This window comes from Brachymonas sp. J145 (assembly GCF_036312245.1).
Classification (GTDB): Bacteria; Pseudomonadota; Gammaproteobacteria; order Burkholderiales; family Burkholderiaceae_C; genus Brachymonas; species Brachymonas wangyanguii.
The window spans coordinates 21,709-41,791 of the sequence record NZ_JAZDCI010000001.1; the positions used below are offsets into that span (position 1 = coordinate 21,709).

At 62.3% G+C, this 20,083-nt stretch carries 14 protein-coding genes; 5 read left to right on the forward strand and 9 right to left on the reverse strand.

Features of this window, described 5'->3' with window-relative positions:
- Positions 1 to 152 precede the first annotated feature (152 nt).
- The 3 genes from putA (at position 153) to V1261_RS00120 (ending at position 6,634) form a co-directional block, all read left to right on the forward strand.
- Positions 153 to 4,145, forward strand: a complete 3,993-nt coding sequence (putA, locus tag V1261_RS00110; protein ID WP_329769274.1) for a trifunctional transcriptional regulator/proline dehydrogenase/L-glutamate gamma-semialdehyde dehydrogenase — start codon at positions 153 to 155, stop codon at positions 4,143 to 4,145.
- Between the two features lie 58 nt (positions 4,146 to 4,203).
- A complete protein-coding gene (putP, locus tag V1261_RS00115; protein WP_329769275.1) occupies positions 4,204 to 5,706 on the forward strand; it encodes a sodium/proline symporter PutP in 1,503 nt (500 codons plus the stop codon).
- Positions 5,707 to 6,202: 496 nt separating this feature from the next.
- Positions 6,203 to 6,634, forward strand: coding sequence for a hypothetical protein (locus tag V1261_RS00120; protein WP_329769277.1), 432 nt, complete (start codon positions 6,203 to 6,205; stop codon positions 6,632 to 6,634).
- 58 nt (positions 6,635 to 6,692) lie between these two features.
- Here the strand turns inward: V1261_RS00120 and V1261_RS00125 are convergent, their stop codons facing one another.
- The 7 genes from V1261_RS00125 to badH all read right to left on the reverse strand — a co-directional run bounded on the left by V1261_RS00125 (position 6,693) and on the right by badH (position 14,833).
- Entirely contained in the window at positions 6,693 to 7,730 is a 1,038-nt protein-coding gene (locus V1261_RS00125) for a zinc-binding dehydrogenase (RefSeq protein ID WP_329769278.1), read from the reverse strand.
- Positions 7,731 to 7,804: 74 nt separating this feature from the next.
- Positions 7,805 to 8,986: an acyl-CoA dehydrogenase gene (locus V1261_RS00130; protein ID WP_329769279.1), complete on the reverse strand. Its 1,182-nt coding sequence runs from the start codon at positions 8,984 to 8,986 to the stop codon at positions 7,805 to 7,807.
- A 90-nt stretch (positions 8,987 to 9,076) separates the two neighbouring features.
- Positions 9,077 to 10,240: an acyl-CoA dehydrogenase family protein gene (locus V1261_RS00135; protein ID WP_018715320.1), complete on the reverse strand. Its 1,164-nt coding sequence runs from the start codon at positions 10,238 to 10,240 to the stop codon at positions 9,077 to 9,079.
- A 35-nt stretch (positions 10,241 to 10,275) separates the two neighbouring features.
- Positions 10,276 to 11,922, reverse strand: a complete 1,647-nt coding sequence (gene aliA, locus V1261_RS00140) for a cyclohexanecarboxylate-CoA ligase (RefSeq protein ID WP_329769282.1) — start codon at positions 11,920 to 11,922, stop codon at positions 10,276 to 10,278.
- Between the two features lie 42 nt (positions 11,923 to 11,964).
- On the reverse strand, positions 11,965 to 13,116 hold the full coding sequence (gene aliB / locus V1261_RS00145) for a cyclohexanecarboxyl-CoA dehydrogenase (protein ID WP_329769284.1): 1,152 nt from the start codon (positions 13,114 to 13,116) through the stop codon (positions 11,965 to 11,967).
- 108 nt (positions 13,117 to 13,224) lie between these two features.
- Positions 13,225 to 14,007: a 2-ketocyclohexanecarboxyl-CoA hydrolase gene (badI, locus tag V1261_RS00150; protein WP_329769800.1), complete on the reverse strand. Its 783-nt coding sequence runs from the start codon at positions 14,005 to 14,007 to the stop codon at positions 13,225 to 13,227.
- A gap of 58 nt (positions 14,008 to 14,065) precedes the next feature.
- Positions 14,066 to 14,833 carry a 2-hydroxycyclohexanecarboxyl-CoA dehydrogenase gene (gene badH, locus V1261_RS00155; RefSeq protein WP_329769286.1) on the reverse strand — a complete coding sequence of 256 codons (768 nt, stop codon included), beginning with the start codon at positions 14,831 to 14,833 and terminating at the stop codon, positions 14,066 to 14,068.
- Between the two features lie 197 nt (positions 14,834 to 15,030).
- Here badH and V1261_RS00160 point away from each other — a divergent pair, with 197 nt between their 5' ends.
- Positions 15,031 to 15,477 carry a MarR family transcriptional regulator gene (locus tag V1261_RS00160; protein WP_329769287.1) on the forward strand — a complete coding sequence of 149 codons (447 nt, stop codon included), beginning with the start codon at positions 15,031 to 15,033 and terminating at the stop codon, positions 15,475 to 15,477.
- 22 nt (positions 15,478 to 15,499) lie between these two features.
- Positions 15,500 to 16,270, forward strand: a complete 771-nt coding sequence (locus V1261_RS00165) for an enoyl-CoA hydratase (protein WP_329769288.1) — start codon at positions 15,500 to 15,502, stop codon at positions 16,268 to 16,270.
- Between the two features lie 30 nt (positions 16,271 to 16,300).
- Here the strand turns inward: V1261_RS00165 and V1261_RS00170 are convergent, their stop codons facing one another.
- Complete coding sequence (locus V1261_RS00170) at positions 16,301 to 16,738, reverse strand: acyl-CoA thioesterase (RefSeq protein WP_329769289.1); 438 nt, start codon at positions 16,736 to 16,738, stop codon at positions 16,301 to 16,303.
- Between the two features lie 81 nt (positions 16,739 to 16,819).
- Positions 16,820 to 19,408, reverse strand: a complete 2,589-nt coding sequence (locus V1261_RS00175; protein WP_329769290.1) for a hypothetical protein — start codon at positions 19,406 to 19,408, stop codon at positions 16,820 to 16,822.
- Positions 19,409 to 20,083 lie beyond the last annotated feature (675 nt).

The following is a 20,083-nucleotide window of genomic DNA, read 5'->3' on the forward strand; positions in this document are numbered from 1 at the left end:
GGTTGCACCCTTGACCAAACAAGGTTGCACCTTTCGCGTTGAATCACGGGTTAACCCCAGATACATCCGCTCACCCATTCCCGTACCATCGCTCCACGCCAAAAACCGGCCACGGCCGGTTGCCAACCCCAAAGCACTGGAGCTGATTCCCGATGAGTACAACCGTAGGCATCAAGGTCGATGACACCTTGCGCGAGCGGATTCGCGTTGCCGCACAAGGACTTGGACGCACCCCGCACTGGCTGATCAAGCAGGCCGTGGTGCAGTATGTCGATGCGCTGGAACGTGGCGCCACCACCATCCGCATTCCCACCCCCGAAGACGGTAGCACCGACTGGAGCGGGGTTGCACCCGAGCACGACACCGAGGTGCAACCCTTCCTCGAATTCGCCCAGGGCATCCTGCCGCAGACCGAGTTGCGCGCGGCCATCACCGCCGCCTGGCACCGGCCCGAGCCCGAGTGCCTGCCAATGCTGCTGCCACTGGCCCGCAGCACCGACCGCGAACAGGCCGATGCCATCCGCACACTGGCCAGCCGGCTGGTGCAGGGGCTGCGCGATGCGCCGGTCGCCAGTGGCGTGGCCGCGCTGGTGCAGGAGTTTTCGCTGTCCAGTCAGGAAGGCGTGGCGCTGATGTGCCTGGCCGAGGCGCTGCTGCGCATCCCGGACAAGGCCACGCGTGATGCGCTGATCCGCGACAAGATCAGCCACGGCGACTGGCGCACCCATGTCGGCCGTTCGCCTTCGCTGTTCGTCAATGCCGCGGCCTGGGGCCTGGTGATCACCGGCAAGCTGACCTCGACGTCGAGCGAAAAATCGCTGTCATCGGCATTGACGCGCGTGATCGGCAAGGGTGGAGAACCGGTGATCCGCCAGGGCGTGCACCGCGCCATGAAGCTGATGGGCGAGCAGTTCGTGACCGGCCAGGACATTGCCGAGGCGCTGGCCAACAGCCGTGCGTTCGAGAAAAAAGGCTTCCGCTACAGCTACGACATGCTGGGCGAAGCCGCCGCCACCGAGGCCGATGCGCTGCGCTACCTGCAATCCTACGAGCAGGCGATCCATGCGATTGGCGCCGCATCTGCCGGCCGCGGGATTTTTGAAGGGCCTGGCATCTCGATCAAGCTGTCGGCGCTGCACCCGCGTTACAGCCGCGCGCAGTACGAGCGCGTCATGGGCGAGCTGCTGCCACGCCTGCTGCACCTGGCCGAGCTGGCGCGCCACTACGACATCGGCATGAATATCGATGCCGAAGAGGCGGATCGGCTGGAGCTGTCGCTGGACCTGCTGGAGGCGCTGTGCATGGCGCCCTCGCTCAAGGGCTGGAATGGCATCGGCTTTGTCGTGCAGGCCTACCAGAAGCGTTGTCCGCAGGTCATCGATGCGCTGATCGACCTGGCCCGCCGCAGTCGCCGCCGCCTGATGGTGCGCCTGGTCAAGGGTGCCTACTGGGACAGCGAGATCAAGCGCGCCCAGCTCGACGGCCTGGCCGGCTACCCGGTGTACACGCGCAAGGTGCACACCGATGTCAGCTACCTGGCCTGCGCGCGCAAGCTGCTGTCGGCCACCGACGCCATCTACCCGCAGTTTGCCACCCACAATGCGCAGACCGTGGCCAGCATCTACCACATGGCCGGCGGCAACTACTACAGCGGCCAGTACGAGTTCCAGTGCCTGCACGGCATGGGCGAACCGCTTTACGAGCAGGTTACCGGCAGCACCGCCAGCGGCAAGCTGGCGCGCCCCTGCCGCATCTACGCCCCGGTCGGCAACCACGAAACCCTGCTCGCCTACCTGGTGCGCCGCCTGCTGGAGAACGGTGCCAACACCTCCTTCGTCAACCGCATTGGCGATGACAGCGTGCCGATCAGCGAGCTGGTCACCGATCCGGTGCAGGAGGTGGAGCAGCTGGCGCGCGAGGAAGGCGTGCTGGGTGCCCCGCACCCGCGCATCCCGCTGCCAGGCGCGCTGTTTGCCACGCTGGGCGAGCAGTCCCGCGCCAATTCGCAGGGCCTGAACCTGGCCCACGAACAGCAGCTGGCCTCACTGGCAGCCGCGTTGCTGCACAGCACGCGCAGCGCCTATCTGGCCGCACCGCCCGGCGTGGTACTGCCCTCCAGCCCCGCCGCCGAAGCCGGCTGGCAGCCGGTGCGCAACCCGGCCGAACTGCACGATATCGTCGGCCATGTGCGTGAAGCCACGGCCGAGGAAGCCACCGCCGCCGTCGTGCGCGCCGCGCGCACGGCACCGATCTGGGCCGGCACGCCGCCGGCCAGCCGTGCCGACATGCTGCAGCGCGCCGCCGACCTGCTGGAACAGCGCAGCCAGTCACTGCTTGGCCTGATCATGCGCGAAGCCGGCAAGACCCTGCCGAATGCCATCGCCGAAGTGCGCGAGGCAGTGGATTTCCTGCGCTATTACGCCAGCCAGGTAGCCGCCGAGTTTGACAACGCCAGCCAGCGCCCGTTGGGCGTGGTGCTGGCCATCAGCCCGTGGAACTTCCCGCTGGCGATCTTCTGCGGCCAGGTGGCCGCCGCGCTGGCCGCCGGCAACGCCGTGCTGGCCAAGCCGGCCGAACAGACGCCTCTGACGGCTGCCGCCATGGTCGGCCTGCTGCACGAGGCCGGCATTCCACAGGACGCGCTGCAGCTGCTGCCCGGCCAGGGCGAGAGCGTGGGTGCCACGCTGGTGGCGCATCCGCAGGTCAACGGCGTGATGTTCACCGGTTCGACCGAGGTGGCGCAGCACATTGCGCGCACGCTGGCCCAACGCCTGAGCCCGGAAGGCCATCCGATTCCGCTGATCGCCGAAACCGGCGGCCAGAACGCGCTGGTGGTCGACTCCTCGGCGCTGGCCGAACAGGTGGTGGCCGATGTGCTGGCCTCGGCCTTCGACTCGGCCGGCCAGCGCTGTTCGGCACTGCGCCTGCTGTGCATCCAGGAAGACGTCGCCGATCGCACGCTGACGATGCTGAAACAGGCGCTGGAACTGGCCACGCTGGGCAACCCGGACCGCCTGTCCACCGATATCGGCCCGGTGATCGATGCCGAGGCACGCGCCGCCATCGAAGCCCATATCGAGCGCATGGGCGCCGAAGGCATGCCGGTGACACGCGCTGCACGCCAGGACGGCACGCTCAACGGCCACTATGTCGTGCCGGCCATGATCGAGATCGATCAGGCGAGCCGCCTCCAGCGCGAGGTGTTCGGCCCGGTGCTCCACGTGCTGCGCTACCGCCGCGCCGAGCTGGACCAGCTGATCGACCAGATCAACGCCACCGGCTACGGCCTGACCTTTGGCGTGCACAGCCGCATCGATGAAACCATCGAGCACCTGCGCGAGCGCATCCACGCCGGCAACCTGTATGTCAACCGCAACGTGATCGGCGCGGTCGTTGGCGTGCAGCCGTTTGGCGGCATGGGCCTGTCGGGTACCGGCCCCAAGGCCGGCGGCCCGCTCTACCTGTATCGCCTGGTGCAGGCAGAACCGGGTGCCGCGCTGCGCGCCCTGCCCGCTGCCCCGCAAGCCAAAGCCACAACACCCAGCCCGCTGGCCGCGCTGCGCGCCCTGCTGGCTGAGGGCCAGCCGGAGCTGCTCGACAGCTGGCTTGCGCCCACCGCCCTGGCCCAATGCGACAGCCTGCTGGCCACGGCACGCCCGCAGCTTGACCTGCTGCTGCCCGGCCCGACCGGCGAGTCGAACCGCTACCGCCTGCTGCCGCGCGGCCCGGTCTGGCTCTTGCCCGCCACGCCGCTGGGGCTGATCGTGCAACTGGCCACCGTGCTGGCAGCCGGCAGCGAAGGCCGGCTGGTGCTACCCGCCGACAGTGCCTGCCAGTCACTCTGGAGCCAACTGCAGCCGCTGCTGGATCCGGCCAACCCGATCCAGCTGGCCGATGCCGCCACGCTACAGGACGCGCAACAAGCAGCCGCCGCCGTGCTGTTCGAAGGCGATGGCGATGCGCTGCAGGCGCTGGCCGTACAACTGGCGGCGCGCAGCGGCCCAATCGTGCTGCTGGACAACCGCACCAGCCACGATCTGGAAGCCGGTCTCGGCTACAACCTGTCGCTGCTGGTGCACGAGCAGAGCATCAGCACCAACACCGCCGCCGCCGGCGGCAACGCACAACTCATGACCATGGCCTGAGGCGCCACCGCCACTCGCCGTACACTCTCCGACCACGATAACGACACCAAGGGAAATCATGCAATTCAACTGGAGCGACCCCACTGCCATCATGTTTGGCATCTACCTGCTGGCCATGCTGGGCATTGGCTGGCTGGGCTATTTCAGCACCAAGAACCTGTCCGACTACATCCTGGGCGGCCGCAGCCTGGGCAGTTTTGTCACCGCGCTGTCGGCCGGCGCTTCCGACATGAGCGGCTGGCTGCTGATGGGCCTGCCGGGCGCGGTCTACCTGTCCGGCCTGTCCGAATCCTGGATCGCCATCGGCCTGATCATCGGCGCCTACCTGAACTGGCGCTATGTGGCCGGCCGCCTGCGCCTCTATACCGAGCGCGCCGGCAACGCACTGACGCTGCCGGACTACCTGTCCAACCGCTTTGAAGACAAGTCCAACGTGCTGCGCATCGTCACGGCGCTGGTGATCCTGGTGTTCTTCACGCTGTACTGCGCCTCCGGCGTGGTAGCCGGTGCGCGCCTGTTCGAGAACATGTTCGGCATGCCTTACGCCACTGCACTGTGGGTGGGTGCGCTGTGCACCATCGCCTATGTGTTCATTGGCGGTTTCCTGGCGGTAAGCTGGACCGATACCATCCAGGCCTCGATGATGATCACGGCGCTGATCCTGGTGCCCATCATGGCCTGGCTGGCGATGCAGGGCCAGCTGCAACCGGGACAGGACTGGCAGGCGGTGATGGAGCCGCAGCAGTTTGACCTGTTCCGCGGCGCCAGCTTCGTCGGCATCATCTCGCTGATGGCCTGGGGCCTGGGCTATTTTGGCCAGCCGCACATCCTGGTGCGCTTCATGGCGGCCTCGTCGGTGCAGACGATTCCGGCAGCACGCCGCATCAGCATGACCTGGATGATCCTGTGCCTGGCCGGTGCCGTAGCCGTGGGCTTTATCGGCATCCCCTACTTTGCCACGCACCCGGCGCAGGCGGCAGCCGTGACGGCCAACTCCGAGACCGTGTTCATGGAACTGGCCAAGCAGCTGTTCAACCCGTGGATTGCCGGCGCGCTGCTGGCCGCCATCCTGGCCGCGGTGATGAGCACGCTGTCCTGCCAGCTGCTGGTCTGCTCCAGCGCGCTGACGGAGGATATCTACCGCACCTTCCTGCGCAAGAACGCCTCGCAAAAGGAACTGGTCTGGCTCGGCCGCGCCATGGTGCTGCTGGTGGCGCTGATCGCGATCTGGATCGCGCGTGACCCACAGGCCAAGGTGCTGGGCATGGTCAGCTACGCCTGGGCCGGCTTTGGCGCTGCCTTTGGTCCGGTGATCATCCTGTCGCTGTTCTGGAAGCGCATGACGCGCAACGGCGCGCTGGCCGGCATCATCGTCGGTGCCGTCACCGTGCTGGTCTGGAAGCAGCTGGGCTGGTTCGGCCTGTACGAGATCATTCCGGGCTTTATCCTGGCCTGGATCGCGACTGTGGTGGTGAGCCGCCTGGGCAGCGCGCCGTCGGCACGCATGCAGCAGGCGCACGCCGAGGTGGAGGCAGAAATGGCCCGTCTGGGTCAGGTCTGATCCAGCAGGTTCCGCCGGGCAGCAGGCTGCCCCGGACATGACGGCCAGGGGCTCCGCATGCGGAGCCCTTTCTCATGGAAAAACCAGGCCAGTCCGATGACCGGTTGGGCGGCCAGGCCTGCCATGGCCCTGCGCCAATGCCATGCGGCGATTGCTGGTAACGGTTTCGCGTTTCCTGCCGGACGGGGTAGGATGGTCCTCGCCCGCTTGCAACAAGGAGTGCACTGATCCAGGCGATTGCCATGCAGCAAACGCCGCACCGGTCAGTGGCTGTCATGCCGGCAGTCCGGGCATATGCCTCCGGACTGCCCGGACACGGCAAGGCTGCCGTGGGCGACATCACAGGCCCTGCGCACCAGACCAGGTGCGCAGCCTGCAGCAGGCACATCAGGTGACGCCAAGATCACCCCCATGCGGCAAGACGCCGCGTTCCAACCGGGCCATCACTGCCATCGGTTCCTGGCCCGGCCACCGGTATCAGAACGAGGAGACCCCCATGAACCAGCAGCTACCCATCCACCTTTACAAGGCCCACGTCGAGTTGCAATTGCAAATCACCCGCCTGCTGCAGGAATGCGGCCAGCAATGGTTTGATGCGATGCGGAAAGTCGGCGCAGAAAGCACGCAGGAAACCGCCAAGCGCATTCAGGGCGTGCACCAGGTGACCGACTGGAAACAGCTCGGTGCCCTGCCGTCCGAAGATTTCTGGCGCGCCTATCAGGGCCATGTCGGTGATGTCCAGACCTTCACCCACGCGGCAGCACAAAGCCAGGCGCTTCTGGCCCAGGGCCTGGGCCAGGCGCTGGTGAACTGGCAGCTTACGGTCAGCGGCGCCCTGGGTGCCGATAGCAGCCATGCGGCGGTCCAGCCCTGGTTGCAGTTCTGGCAAGGCACCGCGGCAGCACCGCAGCGCGAAACCGAGGCCTGAACCGCCATCACGCCTGCAGCAGTCAGTGGCTGCAGGCACGGCTGGCAACGGCCCCTGATCAGCCCTCCATGGTCAGCGCCACCTTGCCAAACTGCCGGTTGTCCTCGAACAGCGCCAGCGCCTCGTGGATCTGCGCCAGCGGAAAGGTCCGTGCCACCACCGGACGTACCTTGCCCTGCGCGCACCAGGCCAGCAGATCCTGCAGCTCGCCCGGGTTGCCCAGTGTGGAGCCGATCACCTGCAGCTGACGAATGAACAGCCGGCGCAGATCGGCGCCGGGCTGGTCGCCGGTGGTGGCGCCACAGGTGACGATGCGGCCGCCGCGCACCAGGCACTTGAGCGCCGTGCTCCAGACCGCCTCGCCCACGTTTTCCAGCACCACATCGACGCCACGGCCACCGGTCAGCGCCATCACGCGCTTCTGCACGTCCTCGGTGGCGCTGCAGATGCCGGCATCGGCCCCCAGGGCCAGTGCCTGGTCGATCTTGTCCTGCTCGCGCGAGGTGACGATGACGCGCGCACCGGCGGCCTTGGCCAGCTGCATACCGGCCAGCGAGACGCCACCGCCAATGCCAAACACCAGCACGGTTTCCCAGGGCTTGAGTTGCGCCTTGGTGAACAGCATGCGCCAGGCGGTCAGGTGGTTCACGCCCAGCGCTGCCGCTTCGGCAAAGCTGAAGTCATCGGGAATCGGGAACACCATGTTCGCCGGCACGGCAATGTATTCGGCCAGCGTGCCATCGCAATGCTCGCCCAGCGTCTGCATGCTGGTGCACAGCACCGGCTCGCCATGCTGGCAGAACTCGCAGCGGCCGCAGGTCTTGCCCGAATAGAGCAGGACGCGCTGGCCTGGCTTGAGCAGCTGCTCGTCGGCATCGACTTCGGCAATCTCGCCGGCACCATCCACGCCCATGATCAGCGGCAGGCTGTGGCGGATACCGGCGCCGCTGTCGCGCATGTACAGGTCCACCCGGTTCAGCGTGGCCGCGCGCAGGCGCACCAGCACCTCGCCGGGCTGTCGTTGCGGCTTGGGCCGCTCGCCGTAGTGCACCACCTCGTTGCCACCGTGGCCGCTCAGGTATACCGCTTTCATCATGTCCATGCGTCTGTCTCCCCTGCAAGAAAAAAATGGCTGGCGCCACCGCACCAGCCACGTCGATCCGATCCGCCTCAGAATGCCGCGATGCCAGTCTGAGCGCGGCCCAGGATCAGCGCGTGGATGTCGTGCGTGCCTTCGTAGGTGTTGACCACTTCCAGGTTCACCAGATGGCGCGCCACGCCAAATTCGTCGCTGATGCCGTTGCCACCCAGCATGTCACGTGCGGTGCGGGCAATGTCCAGCGCCTTGCCGCAGTTGTTGCGCTTGAAGATGCTGGTGATTTCCACCGCCGCCGTGCCTTCGTCCTTCATGCGGCCCAGGCGCAGCACACCCTGCAGGCCCAACGTGATCTCGGTCTGCATATCGGCCAGCTTTTTCTGGATCAGCTGATTGGCCGCCAGCGGCTTGCCGAACTGCTTGCGGTCCATGGTGTACTGGCGCGCCGTGTGCCAGCAGGCCTCGGCCGCACCCAGCGCCCCCCAGGCGATGCCGTAGCGCGCGCTGTTCAGGCAGGTGAACGGGCCTTTCAGGCCGCGCACCTCGGGGAAGGCGTTTTCCTCGGGGCAGAACACCTCGTCCATCACGATCTCGCCGGTGATGCTGGCACGCAGGCCGACCTTGCCGTGAATCGCCGGAGCGCTCAGGCCCTTCCAGCCCTTTTCCAGCACAAAGCCGCGGATCGCGCCTTCATCGTCCTTGGCCCAGACCACGAACACATCGGCCACCGGCGAGTTGGTGATCCACATCTTGTTGCCGGTCAGGCTGTAGCCGCCATCGACCTTGCGGGCACGCGTGACCATGCTGCCAGGATCGGAACCATGGTTGGGTTCGGTCAGTCCGAAGCAGCCAATCCATTCGCCCGATGCCAGCCTGGGCAGATACTTTTGCCGGGTTTCCTCGTTGCCGAATTCGTAAATCGGCACCATCACCAGCGAGGATTGCACGCTGGCCATGGAGCGATAGCCGGAGTCGACGCGCTCGATCTCGCGGGCAATCAGGCCGTAGCTGACGTAGTTCAGGCCGGGGCCGCCGTACTGTTCGGGAATGGTGGGGCCGAGCAGGCCCAGTTCGCCCATTTCGCGGAAGATGGCGAGATCGGTCTGTTCGTTGCGGAAGGCGTCGAGCACGCGCGGGGCCAGCTTGTCCTGGCAATAGGCGGCGGCGGCATCGCGCACCATGCGCTCTTCGTCGGTCAATTGCTGCTCCAGCAGCAGCGGATCATCCCAGTGGAAGGCGGTTTTGTTGGAAGCCATGGTATCTCTCCTGAATCAAGTGGGTCGTGGCCGGAGCGGCAGAATGCCGCCGTCCGGGTCCGTCATGTCAATACGTGGGGGTGCCTGCCGTCATTCGCGGCCCACGAGCTCGCGGCCGATGATGATCTGCTGGATTTGCGTGGTGCCTTCGTACAGGCGCAGCAGGCGCACATCGCGGTAGAAGCGCTCCACCGGAAATTCGTTGATATAGCCCGAACCGCCATGCACCTGCACGCCACGGTCGGCCACGCGGCCCACCATTTCGGTGCAGAACAGCTTGCAGCACGAGGCGCGCATGCTCACGTCCGGATCGCTCACGGCAGGCGAAGGCTTGCCGTCGTAACGGCGGGCGCAATCCTGCACCATGCTCCAGCCGGCGTACAGCTCGGCCTGGCTGTCGGCCAGCATGGCCTGCACCAGCTGGAAATCGCCAATGCGCTTGCCAAACTGCTTGCGCTGGCGGGCATAGGCCACCGATTCGTCCAGAATGCGCTGCGCCATGCCACAGGCCACGGCCGAGATATGCAACCGGCCGCGATCCAGCACCTTCATCGCGGTCTTGAAGCCCTGGCCGGGCACGCCGCCGATGATGTTGGCCGCCGGCACCCGCACGCCGTCCATGTTCACATCGCAGGTCTTGGTGCCGCGCTGGCCCATCTTCTTGTCCGGCTTGCCCAGCGTCAGGCCGGGCAGATCGGCCGGCACGATAAAGGCACTGATGCCGCCGGCGCCCGGCCCGTCGGTACGCGCCATCAGCGTGAAAGCCCCGGCGCGCGGCGCATTGGTGATGAAGCGCTTGGTGCCGTGCAGCACATAGTGGTCGCCATCCCGCTCGGCCCGGGTCTTGACCGCGGCCGAATCGGAGCCGGCATCCGGCTCGGTCAGGGCAAACGACATGATCAGCTCGCCGGTCGCCACCTGGGGCAGGATCTGCTGCTTCTGCTCCTCGGTGCCGTCCATCAGGATGCCTTGCGAGCCAATGCCCACATTGGTCCCGAACACCGAGCGGAAGGCCAGCGCGGTATGGCCGATCTCGTAGGCCACGCGGCATTCCTGCTCCATGGACAGGCCGATGCCGCCGTAGGCCTCGGGAATCGACAGGCCGAACAGGCCCATGTCCTTCATGTCCTGCACGATGTCGGCCGGCACCTCGTCCTGCTCTTCCACCACGTTTTCTGCCGGTATCAGGCGTTCGCGCACAAAACGCTGCACGCTGGCCAGCAGCAACTCAAACGATTCATGGTCAATCGCCATGGGGAAACTCCTTTTTCTGCTCTGTCATGCCAGTGTCAGATCTGGCCATCGCGCAACATGTCGCGCAGCTTGAATTTCTGTACCTTGCCCGAGGGCGTGGCCGGCATGGCTGCCAGCAGCACCAGGCGCTCCGGAATGTACTGGTTGGCCACGCGCTGCTGCTGCATGAACGCCACCATCTCCTCCTTGCTCAGGCTGGCGCCCTCCTTCGGCACCACCACGGCGCAGGCACGTTCGCCCATGCGCTCATCGGCGTAGGCCACCACGGCCACCTGCGACACCGCCGGATGCTTGTACAGCATCGATTCGATCTCGAACACCGGGATGTTCTCGCCGCCACGGATGATCACGTCCTTGCTGCGACCGCTGATGCGGATATAGCCGTTGGCGTCCACGCGCGCCAGGTCGCCGGTATCGAACCAGCCGCTGTCATCGGTGGCATTGAGATGCGGGCGCTTGAGGTAGCCGCCAAAGTTGGAGCAGGAACGCACCAGCAGCTTGCCGATCTCGCCCGTGGGCATCTCGCTGTCGTCAAAGTCCACCACCTTGACCTGCACGCCGGGCAGCGGCTGGCCATCGGTGGTCACGGACAGGCTGTCGTCGTCTTCCGGCAGGGTGGTGGTCACGGCGCCGTTTTCCGTCATGCCCCAGGCCGAAATGATCTTGGTGCCCAGCCCCTGGCGCGCCTGCTCCACCAGCGGGCCGGGAATCGGCGCGCCGGCGCAGACAAAGGTGTTCAGCGTCGGCACCTGCTGGCCGGTTTCCAGCACGGTGCGCGTGAGGTCGGTCAGGAACGGGGTCGAGGCCATGGTGAAGGTCACGCCTTCCTGATTGATGATGTCGATCGCCTTTTTCGGATCCCAGATGTCCTGCAGCACGGCATGCGCCTGCAGCAGGATCGGCATCACCAGGCCATACATGAAGCCGGTCTGGTGCGCCATGGGCGATGCCATCAGCACCACATCATCCGCGCCCAGATGCAGGCGGTCGGCATAGGCCACGATGTTGGAAGTCACGGTATTGGCGCTGTGCTGCACGCCCTTGGGCTCGCCGGTGGTGCCCGAGGTGTAAAGCAGCTGGGTCACGTCATCCGGGCCCGGACGGTGTTGCGACAGAATGGCGGCGGCATCGGCGTCATTCTCCCATGCGGGGCCGGACAGCAGTGCCTCGAAACCATGCGCGGCCGTGGAACCCACCACCACGATCTGGGTCACCGTCGGCAGCTCCGGCTTCAGCGCCATGGCCATGGCTTCGTAATCAAAGCCACGAAAGCTCTTGGGCACTACCAGCAGCCTGGCTTCGGCATGGTTGACCATGAACGTCAGCTCGCGTTCACGGAAAATGTGCATCATCGGGTTGAGCACGGCACCAATGCGCGAGCAGGCCAGATACAGCAGCGTGAACTGCCACCAGTTGGGCAGCTGCATGGCCACCACATCGCCCTGGCGCACACCCAGCCGGTGCAGGCCGACGGCCATGCGGTCTGCCATTTGCGCCATTTCGCGGTAGCTGAAGCGGCGTGTCTCGCCCGCGGCATCCAGGCTGATGGCCGTCAGCGCCAGCTTGTCGGGATGCTGCTCCACGCAGGCCTGCAGATAATCGTTGATGGTGCGATCCTGCCAATGGCCTTGTGCGATGCTTTCCGCACGGCGGCCGGGCAGCAATACGGCGTCGAATTCCATGATGCTCTCCTCTGTTCCTTGGTCTGTGGGGAAACGCCGGGCTCAGGCCGGCACGGCCTCGCGTCCGGCACGGGTACGGGCGATGATGGTTTTCATGATCTGTGCCGTGCCGTCACCGATCTGGAAGCCCATCACGTCGCGCAGGCGCTGCTCCATCACGCCGCGGTCGTAACCGCCGTGACCGAACATCAGCAGGCACTGGTGCACCACGTCGTAGGCCAGCTTGGGGCCCCACCACTTGCACATGGCGGCCTCGGCGGTATGCGGCAGGCCTCGGTCCTTGGCCCACAGCGTCTGCAGGCACAGCAGCCGCGCTGCCGCCACCTGCGTCTCGTAATCGGCCAGCGGGTGCGACACGCCCTGGAACGCCGACAGCGGCTTGCCAAAGGCCTCGCGTTCGGCCACGTACTCCCAGGTTTCCTCCAGCGCCACCTTGGCCACCGCCAGCACCTGCAGGCCGATCAGCGCGCGCGAAAAGTCAAAGCCCTGCATCACCTGCACAAAGCCCTTGTTCTCGTCGCCCAGGCGGTGGTCCACCGGCACGCGCACGTTCTCGAAAAAGATGGAACCGCGACCAATGGCGCGCTGGCCATGGCAGTCGAAACGGTTGGTGGTCACACCCGGTGCATCCATCGGCACCAGCAGCGCCGTCACGCCGTGCGCAGCCGATTCCACGCCGCCGGTACGGCCAAACACCACGGCGGCATCGGCCTGGTCGGCGGCGGAGATCGAAGTCTTTTCGCCGTTGATCACGTATTCGTCCCCCACGCGCTCCACGCGCAGGCGCAGGTTGGCGGCGTCGGAGCCGCCACGCGGTTCGGTCAGCGCGATGGCGAACAGCGCCTCGCCCTGCGTCAGCTTTTCCAGCCATGGCCTGACCACCTCGGGCTGGCCATGCTGCGACAGGATCTGGCCGTTGAGCGAAGCCAGCAGGTTGATATAGCTGATGCTCAGGTCGGCACGGGCGATTTCCTCGTGGATCACGCCAGCCGCCAGGCAACCCATGCCCTGGCCGCCATAGGCTTCGGGCAGCTCGGGCGCGATGAAGCCCATCTCGCCCATTGCACGCATCAGCGTGCGGTCCAGCACGCGGGTATCGTCGCGCTCCAGAAAGCCCGGGGCCACGCGGTCGGTGGCAAAACGGCGGGCGTGCTCTGCAATCGCCTGCAAGTCTTCATCGATATAGGGATTCATGCGCTTGTCTCCAGTGTTCTTCTCGGTTTTGGGGTGCAGCCGGCCTGCACGGGGGCAAAACTCCCATGCAAGGCGGGGCTGCAGCCCCGGCTCGGCGGTTGGCAGGAATTACTTGAAGTGCTTGCGGAACTCGGGCTTGCGCTTTTCCTTCAGCGCATTCACCCCCTCGCGCGACTCTTCGGTGTCGTAGTACAGCTTGAGCGCGTACATGCCCATGCCGGCAATGCCGCTCTGGTGCGCCGTGTCCATGTTGAAGCTGCGCTTGGCGATGGCAATGGCCGTCGGGCTGCGCTCGCAAATGGTCTCGGCCCATTCCTGCACGGTGGCGTCCAGCTGCTCGGGCGGCACGCAGATATTGGCCAGGCCCATGTCCACCGCTTCCTGGCCGCTGTAGCGCTTGTTCAGGTACCAGATCTCGCGCGCCTTTTTCTCGCCGACGACGCGCGCCAGGAAGGCGGTGCCGTAGCCGGGATCGACCGAGCCCATCTTGGGGCCGACCTGGCCGAAGATGGCCTTCTCGGACGCAATCGTCAGGTCACAGATGGTGCACAGCACGTTGCCGCCGCCAATCGCATAGCCCTGCACGCGGGCGATCACCGGCTTGGGCACATCGCGAATCGCCGTGTGCAGTTCTTCCATCGGCAGGCCGATGGTGCCGCGGCCGTCGTAGTTGCCGTCGTGGGCCGACTGGTCGCCACCGGTACAGAAGGCTTTCTCGCCGGCACCGGCCAGCACGATGCAGCCCACTTCACGGTCATAGCCGGCCTTGTTCAGCGCCTTGATGATCTCGTCGCAGGTAGTGCCGCGAAAGGCGTTCATCTTCTCGGGGCGGTTGATGGTGATCCAGGCCACGCCGTTGCGCACTTCGTACAGGATGTCTTCAAACGGGATGTCTTTGCTCATGGGAATCTCTCGTCAGGATGGAATCGGGGGAAGGAAATGGCCGTGATCAGCCGTTCATGGTCAGGCCGCCCGACACGGACAGCACCTGGCCGGTGATGAAGGAGGCATCGCTGCTGCCAAAGAAGGCAATGGCGGAGGCCAGATCGTCGCCCTGGCCCAGACGGCCCAGCGGAATCGCCTTGGTGAAGGCCTCGATCAGCTTTTCGGGGTTGGCCGCACCTTCGGCCACGCCCGCCAGCAGCGCGGTATCGGTCGGGCCCGGGCAGACCACGTTCAGCGTGATGTTGTGGCGCGAATGTTCGCGCGCCAGCGTCTTGGTCAGCGCCACCAGGCCGCCCTTGCACGCGGCATAAACCGCCTCGCCCGAGGAGCCCACGCGGGCCGCATCGGATGCCACGTTGACGATGCGGCCGCTCTTGCGCTCCACCATGCCCGGCAGCACGGCGTGGTGCATGTTCAGGGCACCCACCAGGTTGATGGCAATCAGCCTGTCCCACTCGCCGGCGCCGGTCTTGAGGAAAGGCTTGAACACGTCCCAGCCGGCGTTGTTGACCAGCGTGTCGATCGGGCCCAAGGCGGCCACGGTGTCGGCCACGGCCTGATCGACGGCAGCGCGGTCGGTGATGTCGCAGCGAAAGGCCTGGGCCTGGCCGCCGTCAGCGCGGATCTCCTGCGCGACCTTTTCGGCCGCATCCAGGTTCATGTCGAACACGGCAACTTTGGCGCCTTCGGCTGCCAGACGGCGGCAGGTGGCACTGCCGATTCCGCCGCCGCCACCGGTCACAATAACGGTCTGGTTCTCATAACGTTGCATGCTTGTCTCCTTCGGGAATGTTGGCTGCATTGTGGATTGGGGTTGCTTGCATTTATGCAAACATGTTGTCATAATACACAGCATGCCATGCATATGCAAACACCCTATTTATCGTGGTTTTCCCTATGAATGACAATGAAACTACCCGCCATGACCTGGCCAACAGAATCTTCTTCCGCTTGTATCAATGTGCAAACATGTTGCATAAAACCGGCTCCAGGGCGGTAGAGCAGGAAGGGCTGACCACGCAGCAGTGGGCGGTGCTGGGAGCGCTCTCGCGCGACAGCGCACGCGCCGGTATGAGCCTGGGCGATCTGGCGCGCTACCTGATGGTGAGCCGGCAGAACCTGTCCGGCCTGATCAGCCGCATGGAGCGCGACCGGCTGGTGCAGGTCGTGCCGGACGACAAGGACCGCCGCTCACGCCTGGTGGTGATGACGGCGCATGGCCAGGACATCTGGCAGGTGCAGGCCCAGGCCAAGATCCACGCCTATTACGAAGCCGTGCTGGGGGATTTTTCCGTCACCGACATGACGCACACCCTGCACTACCTGATCCGCATGCTGGAAAGCATGGATCGCGTCGATACCCAGCAACTGGGCGGCAGCGATGCCGACCCGGAAGACCGTATTCCGGATCTTTGAACCCTTTCTTCAGGACTGCCACATGGACTTTCTGCAACTGGACCACCCCGCCGATGGCGTAGCCCGCCTCACCATCCACCGCCCCGAGGTGCGCAATGCCCTGAACCAGGCCGTGCGCGAACAGCTGGCCGCGCAATTCCACCGCCTTGGCCAGGACGCCGGCGTGCGCGCCATCATCCTCACCGGCGGCGACAAGGTGTTTGCCGCCGGCGCCGATCTGACCGAATTTGCCGACAAGAATGCGGTGCAGATGCAGCAGCGCACCGTGCATCTGCTGTGGCAGGCGATTGCCGAGTGCCCGACGCCCATCGTGGCTGCGGTGAACGGCTATGCGCTGGGTGGCGGCTGCGAGCTGGCCATGCACGCCGACATCATCGTGGCCGGACGCAACGCCACCTTTGGCCAGCCGGAAATCCGCGTTGGCGTGATGCCGGGCGCTGGCGGCACGCAGCGCCTGACCCGCGCCATCGGCAAGTTCCAGGCCATGAAGTACCTGCTGACCGGCCTGCCGTTCAAGGGTGAAGAAGCGTTTGCCATGGGGCTGGCGAGCGAGGTGGTGGACGACGAGCAGGTGCAGGCACGCGCCCTGGAACTGGCCACGATGATTGCCGGCATGCCACCGCTGGCCGCCACCCAGATCAAGGAAGTGGTACTGGCCGGCCAGGATGCCTCATTGAACGCCGCGCTGCTGCTGGAGCGCAAGGCCTTCAACCTGCTGTTTGCCAGCCAGGACCAGAAGGAAGGCGCACGCGCCTTTCTGGAAAAGCGCCCACCGCGCTACACCGGCGAGTAAGCCGGGCACGGTAGCAGTACAGCAGGCCGCTCAGCCGGCCTGCACTGCCTCCAGTTTTTCGCGCACGGCATCGGGCAGCTCCACCGGACGGCGCTCCTGGTAGTTGAACAGCACGATGCCGATCTTGCCGCGCGCCACGGCGCGGCCGCTGGCCTTGTCGTGCGCCTGCCAGCAGACGTCGAAGCCGTAGCGGTTGTAATCGGCAGTCCCCATCTCGAACACCAGTATCTCGCCGTGGAAGGCTTCGGACAGGTATTGCAGACCCTGGTCGCCCACCACGGTGCCGGCCCCCATCACGTCCATTTCGTCATAGCCCAGCCAGCGCAGAAAGCGCAGCCGTGCCTCCGAGGCCAGGCCGACCAGCTGGGCGTTGTCCAGGTGGTTGCCGTGGTTGATGTGGCTGGTGTAGAGCTGGAGTTCGGTGCGGAAGGGGTAGGTTTGCAGGGGTTCGAATTTCAGGCGGGGCATGGGGGTTCCTTTTGTGAATGGTGTTGGGGGTAGTTTGCCAAATTCCGGGCGGGTTCTGGCGACAGGCGCGCAACGCCAGTGCTAACGTCGTCCTCTATTGAAATCATCCAAATATGCCTCCAATGGAATTTCCTCCCAAACCGGAGGTTCACTGCCCGCCCAGTGAGAACTTGTAGCTGCCTTGGAGTTTTCGACCTTTTTCTTCGCCCTCTCGGCCAAATCTTCGCGTCGTTTCTTTTCACACATTGGGGAGCAATATCCACATTTACCACAGATCAACCAACCACAAACTTTACAGCTCTTCGAGTCGCCGAGTACAAGTGGATAATTCCCACACTTCCCTTTGATCGACATTTTTCCGCTGTAATCCAATACTACATCACCATCCTCATCCCGCTCATATACAGTACCTCCACAATACGCAATGATCGTTTTCCACTGCCGGCTTTCCCATCGCCTTCCCTGCAAAACACCAATGCCCGAAAATCGAAAAGCATGGAAATCCTTCAAATTCACATCATCCTTATGACCCCAAATACTCTTCAACACCTCAATCAACTCATAGACAATACCAAGGGGATCTATAGCGCCCAAAGGATAAGTAACACAATTATCAACAGGACGCTCAAAGAAAATCAAATCCACGTAGCCGGACGGGCAGAAATCCGCATCACCATCCTTAAGTTTCTCCAGGAAATCAGTCAGAATAGCCAAATAAATAAAAGGAAGGCTCGGTAATCCATCACATAAACCCTGCAGCTTATCAAAAAATTTCAACTGCCACGGCTTTAAGCGACATTCTATAGCCCGCGGCAACGGCCTACCAGATAAGCATATAGCCGGAATTAAAGATGAATGCTTGCCATCCTCAAAAACATAATCCCACGCCTCTCCCTCCGGCCACTCACATTCATTCACAAAATTACAAACATCTCGAGACAACTCTCGATACCAAGCAACTGGGTAATTAAAAACCCAACGGGGAATCAGAGCACCATCAGGCAACGCAACCTCTAATGTCGGGGAGTTAAAAGTGGAACCAAGTCGATCGATTTCACCCCTACTAGTTTCACCCAGGAATATAATATCTTCAATGGCAAATTCCGCTTCACTCGGATCCTCAATATACTTCATACTCAGATATGGAGAAACAATCCCAGCTATTCGAACATGCACACTCCTTCTATCCAGCTTGAATCTAGGAACTATGTGTTCAACATAAAATCCCCTTCCATTCACCGGTCGTCTGGAATTTTTCACATCCACTGAAATCGTTGAATCCACCAAGAGATCATGGGTTGTCCAATCCCCACCACCGCCTTCGAGCTGCTTAACGGAAATATCTTCCACACTTAATCCAACTCCTTCATAAAACAATTGCGCAGCCTTTTCAGCAGCTCTAGCAGAGAGCATTCTTGCGTGAACCGCATCATAAGCATCATCTCGCCCAACCCAAATTTTGGAGATCCTCTTATCTTGCTCGTTCAATGAAGAATAAATTGATGCGGATTTTTGCGTGGTGACGACTTTTTTCACTGAATCAAACAATCCATCAAGCATATTTCTAAAATTTGAAAAATGTTCTTGATAAACTTTTCGCTTCAACCTATCTGGCGCCAGAGGCAAGAACTTATCATCAAGAGCGGCTGGTGGAAACCTATCCCAAAACTTGTCTATGATCTTTTTTGGCGATGGCGTATCAGTCAACTTCACAATCGCCTGAAAGATTTGCTCTTCACAAGGCACCAACTCACTCCTTCGCAAAGCAATACTCAAAACGTCTTCCGGCAACAATGCGCCTTCATCTTTCAGCAGAGATACCATACTGGCATCGGACAAAGTGCCAAGCACATCTTCCTTGACAATCTCAGGCGCAAACTTAAAAAATTCGTTTTTCGGACTATCTGGAGGAAATTTCCCAAAAAACCTATATAAAACTTCAGGATAGGGAGTTATCCTGGAAAGTTCGGCAACAATCTCAACAAGCTCTTTCTCACACGGAGCCACCTCACTTCTTCGAACTGCTATATCCAAAATCTCCTCTGGCGAACGAGATCCCACATCCTTAATGAGGTCTATCAATTCATCGTCCGACATACACTCCATTCTGACCTTCTCCTGCAATAGGATCGGCGCATATTCAAAGTACTTATCAACCGGACTAGAGGGAGGGAATTTATCCCAAAATCGCTGAAGCAAATCAGATGAACTTGACAAAGATGAAATATTCGAAACTGACTCAAGCACCTCACCCTCACAAGAGCTCAGGTCGCTCAAACGCAGAACAAGACTCAGTTTATTTTCGTGCGACACCCTTTCATTCTTTATTAATTTAACCACCTCATCATCCGACAAGCAAGAGATAACACGAACAGAGTCCGCAGCCGGCTTACCTGATCGCCCTTTAGCGCGCAAAAAAACAACCTTCGCATCGGCTACTAGAAATACCAATGGTGATAGAACTTGAGACTGGTGGAAATAGAAATCACCAGTAGAATTCGATAGGAAGCCATAGTCATTATCTCTACCGGTCTTACTGTTATACCCACCAAACCAATTTACTTTCCCAAACAATAATTCCTCATTTTCACCAAAGGGAATATCGCGACGATCATTAGAATATTTACCCATATAAGCCATCATTAATAGAATTTTTTCACCACCACTCATGAGGGATGCATACAAAATGCATACGCCTCTCATTGTCTATCCATGGCAAGGGATCTTTCCCTACCCTTTCCAAAAAAACACATTCGACGAAACTGAGCACCGGTCGATCTTACAATCAAACATCCTCGCTCTCCTTAGGGCAATTCCGCAATGCCAACTTCTATAACGATGAGCACTAGGATGAACCATTCCAACTAACTAGGATAAGAGGCTACCGGGTTGAAGCCAAGTCAGAGCGAGCATGACGGCCACGCTACTGCCAGAAATGAGTCTCGGCCTCAGCAAAGAATACAGCCGATCAATCACATCAAGCGCTCAAAATTGAAGCAGTGCATCCATTCAAAAGCGGATAGCTCCAGTTGTTGGCGTGATGTCCAGGATGCTTTTCGGCGGGTCAACAGCACATCGAGCACAAAATTTGCCTTCATCTGACGCTAACATTCCATCTCTCAAAGCGACGGAACAACACATTCACCACGCAGGCCACGTGTTACCACCCCCGCCAAATCACGACATAGATGAAATCCAACACTCTCATCTGGTTGGGACGTTACGCTTCGCCTAAAACACCCGATTGACCTTGCCATGTAGGCGGATGGCAGCGGTGTTGCTAACCATGCTGCGCACCACTTGGCCTCGGCGCTCACCTTGGAGGCGCGGACAACAGCAACCCCT

Bases quoted from the DNA above. Each gene is read 5' to 3' on its own strand.
- V1261_RS00160 (WP_329769287.1), top strand. From the start codon at position 15,031: ATGTTGCATAAAACCGGCTCCAGGGCGGTAGAGCAGGAAGGGCTGACC.
- badH (WP_329769286.1), bottom strand. From the start codon at position 14,833: ATGCAACGTTATGAGAACCAGACCGTTATTGTGACCGGTGGCGGCGGC.
- aliB (WP_329769284.1), bottom strand. From the start codon at position 13,116: ATGAATCCCTATATCGATGAAGACTTGCAGGCGATTGCAGAGCACGCC.
- V1261_RS00120 (WP_329769277.1), top strand. From the start codon at position 6,203: ATGAACCAGCAGCTACCCATCCACCTTTACAAGGCCCACGTCGAGTTG.
- V1261_RS00125 (WP_329769278.1), bottom strand. From the start codon at position 7,730: ATGATGAAAGCGGTATACCTGAGCGGCCACGGTGGCAACGAGGTGGTG.
- aliA (WP_329769282.1), bottom strand. From the start codon at position 11,922: ATGGAATTCGACGCCGTATTGCTGCCCGGCCGCCGTGCGGAAAGCATC.
- putP (WP_329769275.1), top strand. From the start codon at position 4,204: ATGCAATTCAACTGGAGCGACCCCACTGCCATCATGTTTGGCATCTAC.
- V1261_RS00130 (WP_329769279.1), bottom strand. From the start codon at position 8,986: ATGGCTTCCAACAAAACCGCCTTCCACTGGGATGATCCGCTGCTGCTG.
- putA (WP_329769274.1), top strand. From the start codon at position 153: ATGAGTACAACCGTAGGCATCAAGGTCGATGACACCTTGCGCGAGCGG.
- V1261_RS00175 (WP_329769290.1), bottom strand. From the start codon at position 19,408: ATGAGTGGTGGTGAAAAAATTCTATTAATGATGGCTTATATGGGTAAA.
- V1261_RS00165 (WP_329769288.1), top strand. From the start codon at position 15,500: ATGGACTTTCTGCAACTGGACCACCCCGCCGATGGCGTAGCCCGCCTC.
- V1261_RS00135 (WP_018715320.1), bottom strand. From the start codon at position 10,240: ATGGCGATTGACCATGAATCGTTTGAGTTGCTGCTGGCCAGCGTGCAG.
- V1261_RS00170 (WP_329769289.1), bottom strand. From the start codon at position 16,738: ATGCCCCGCCTGAAATTCGAACCCCTGCAAACCTACCCCTTCCGCACC.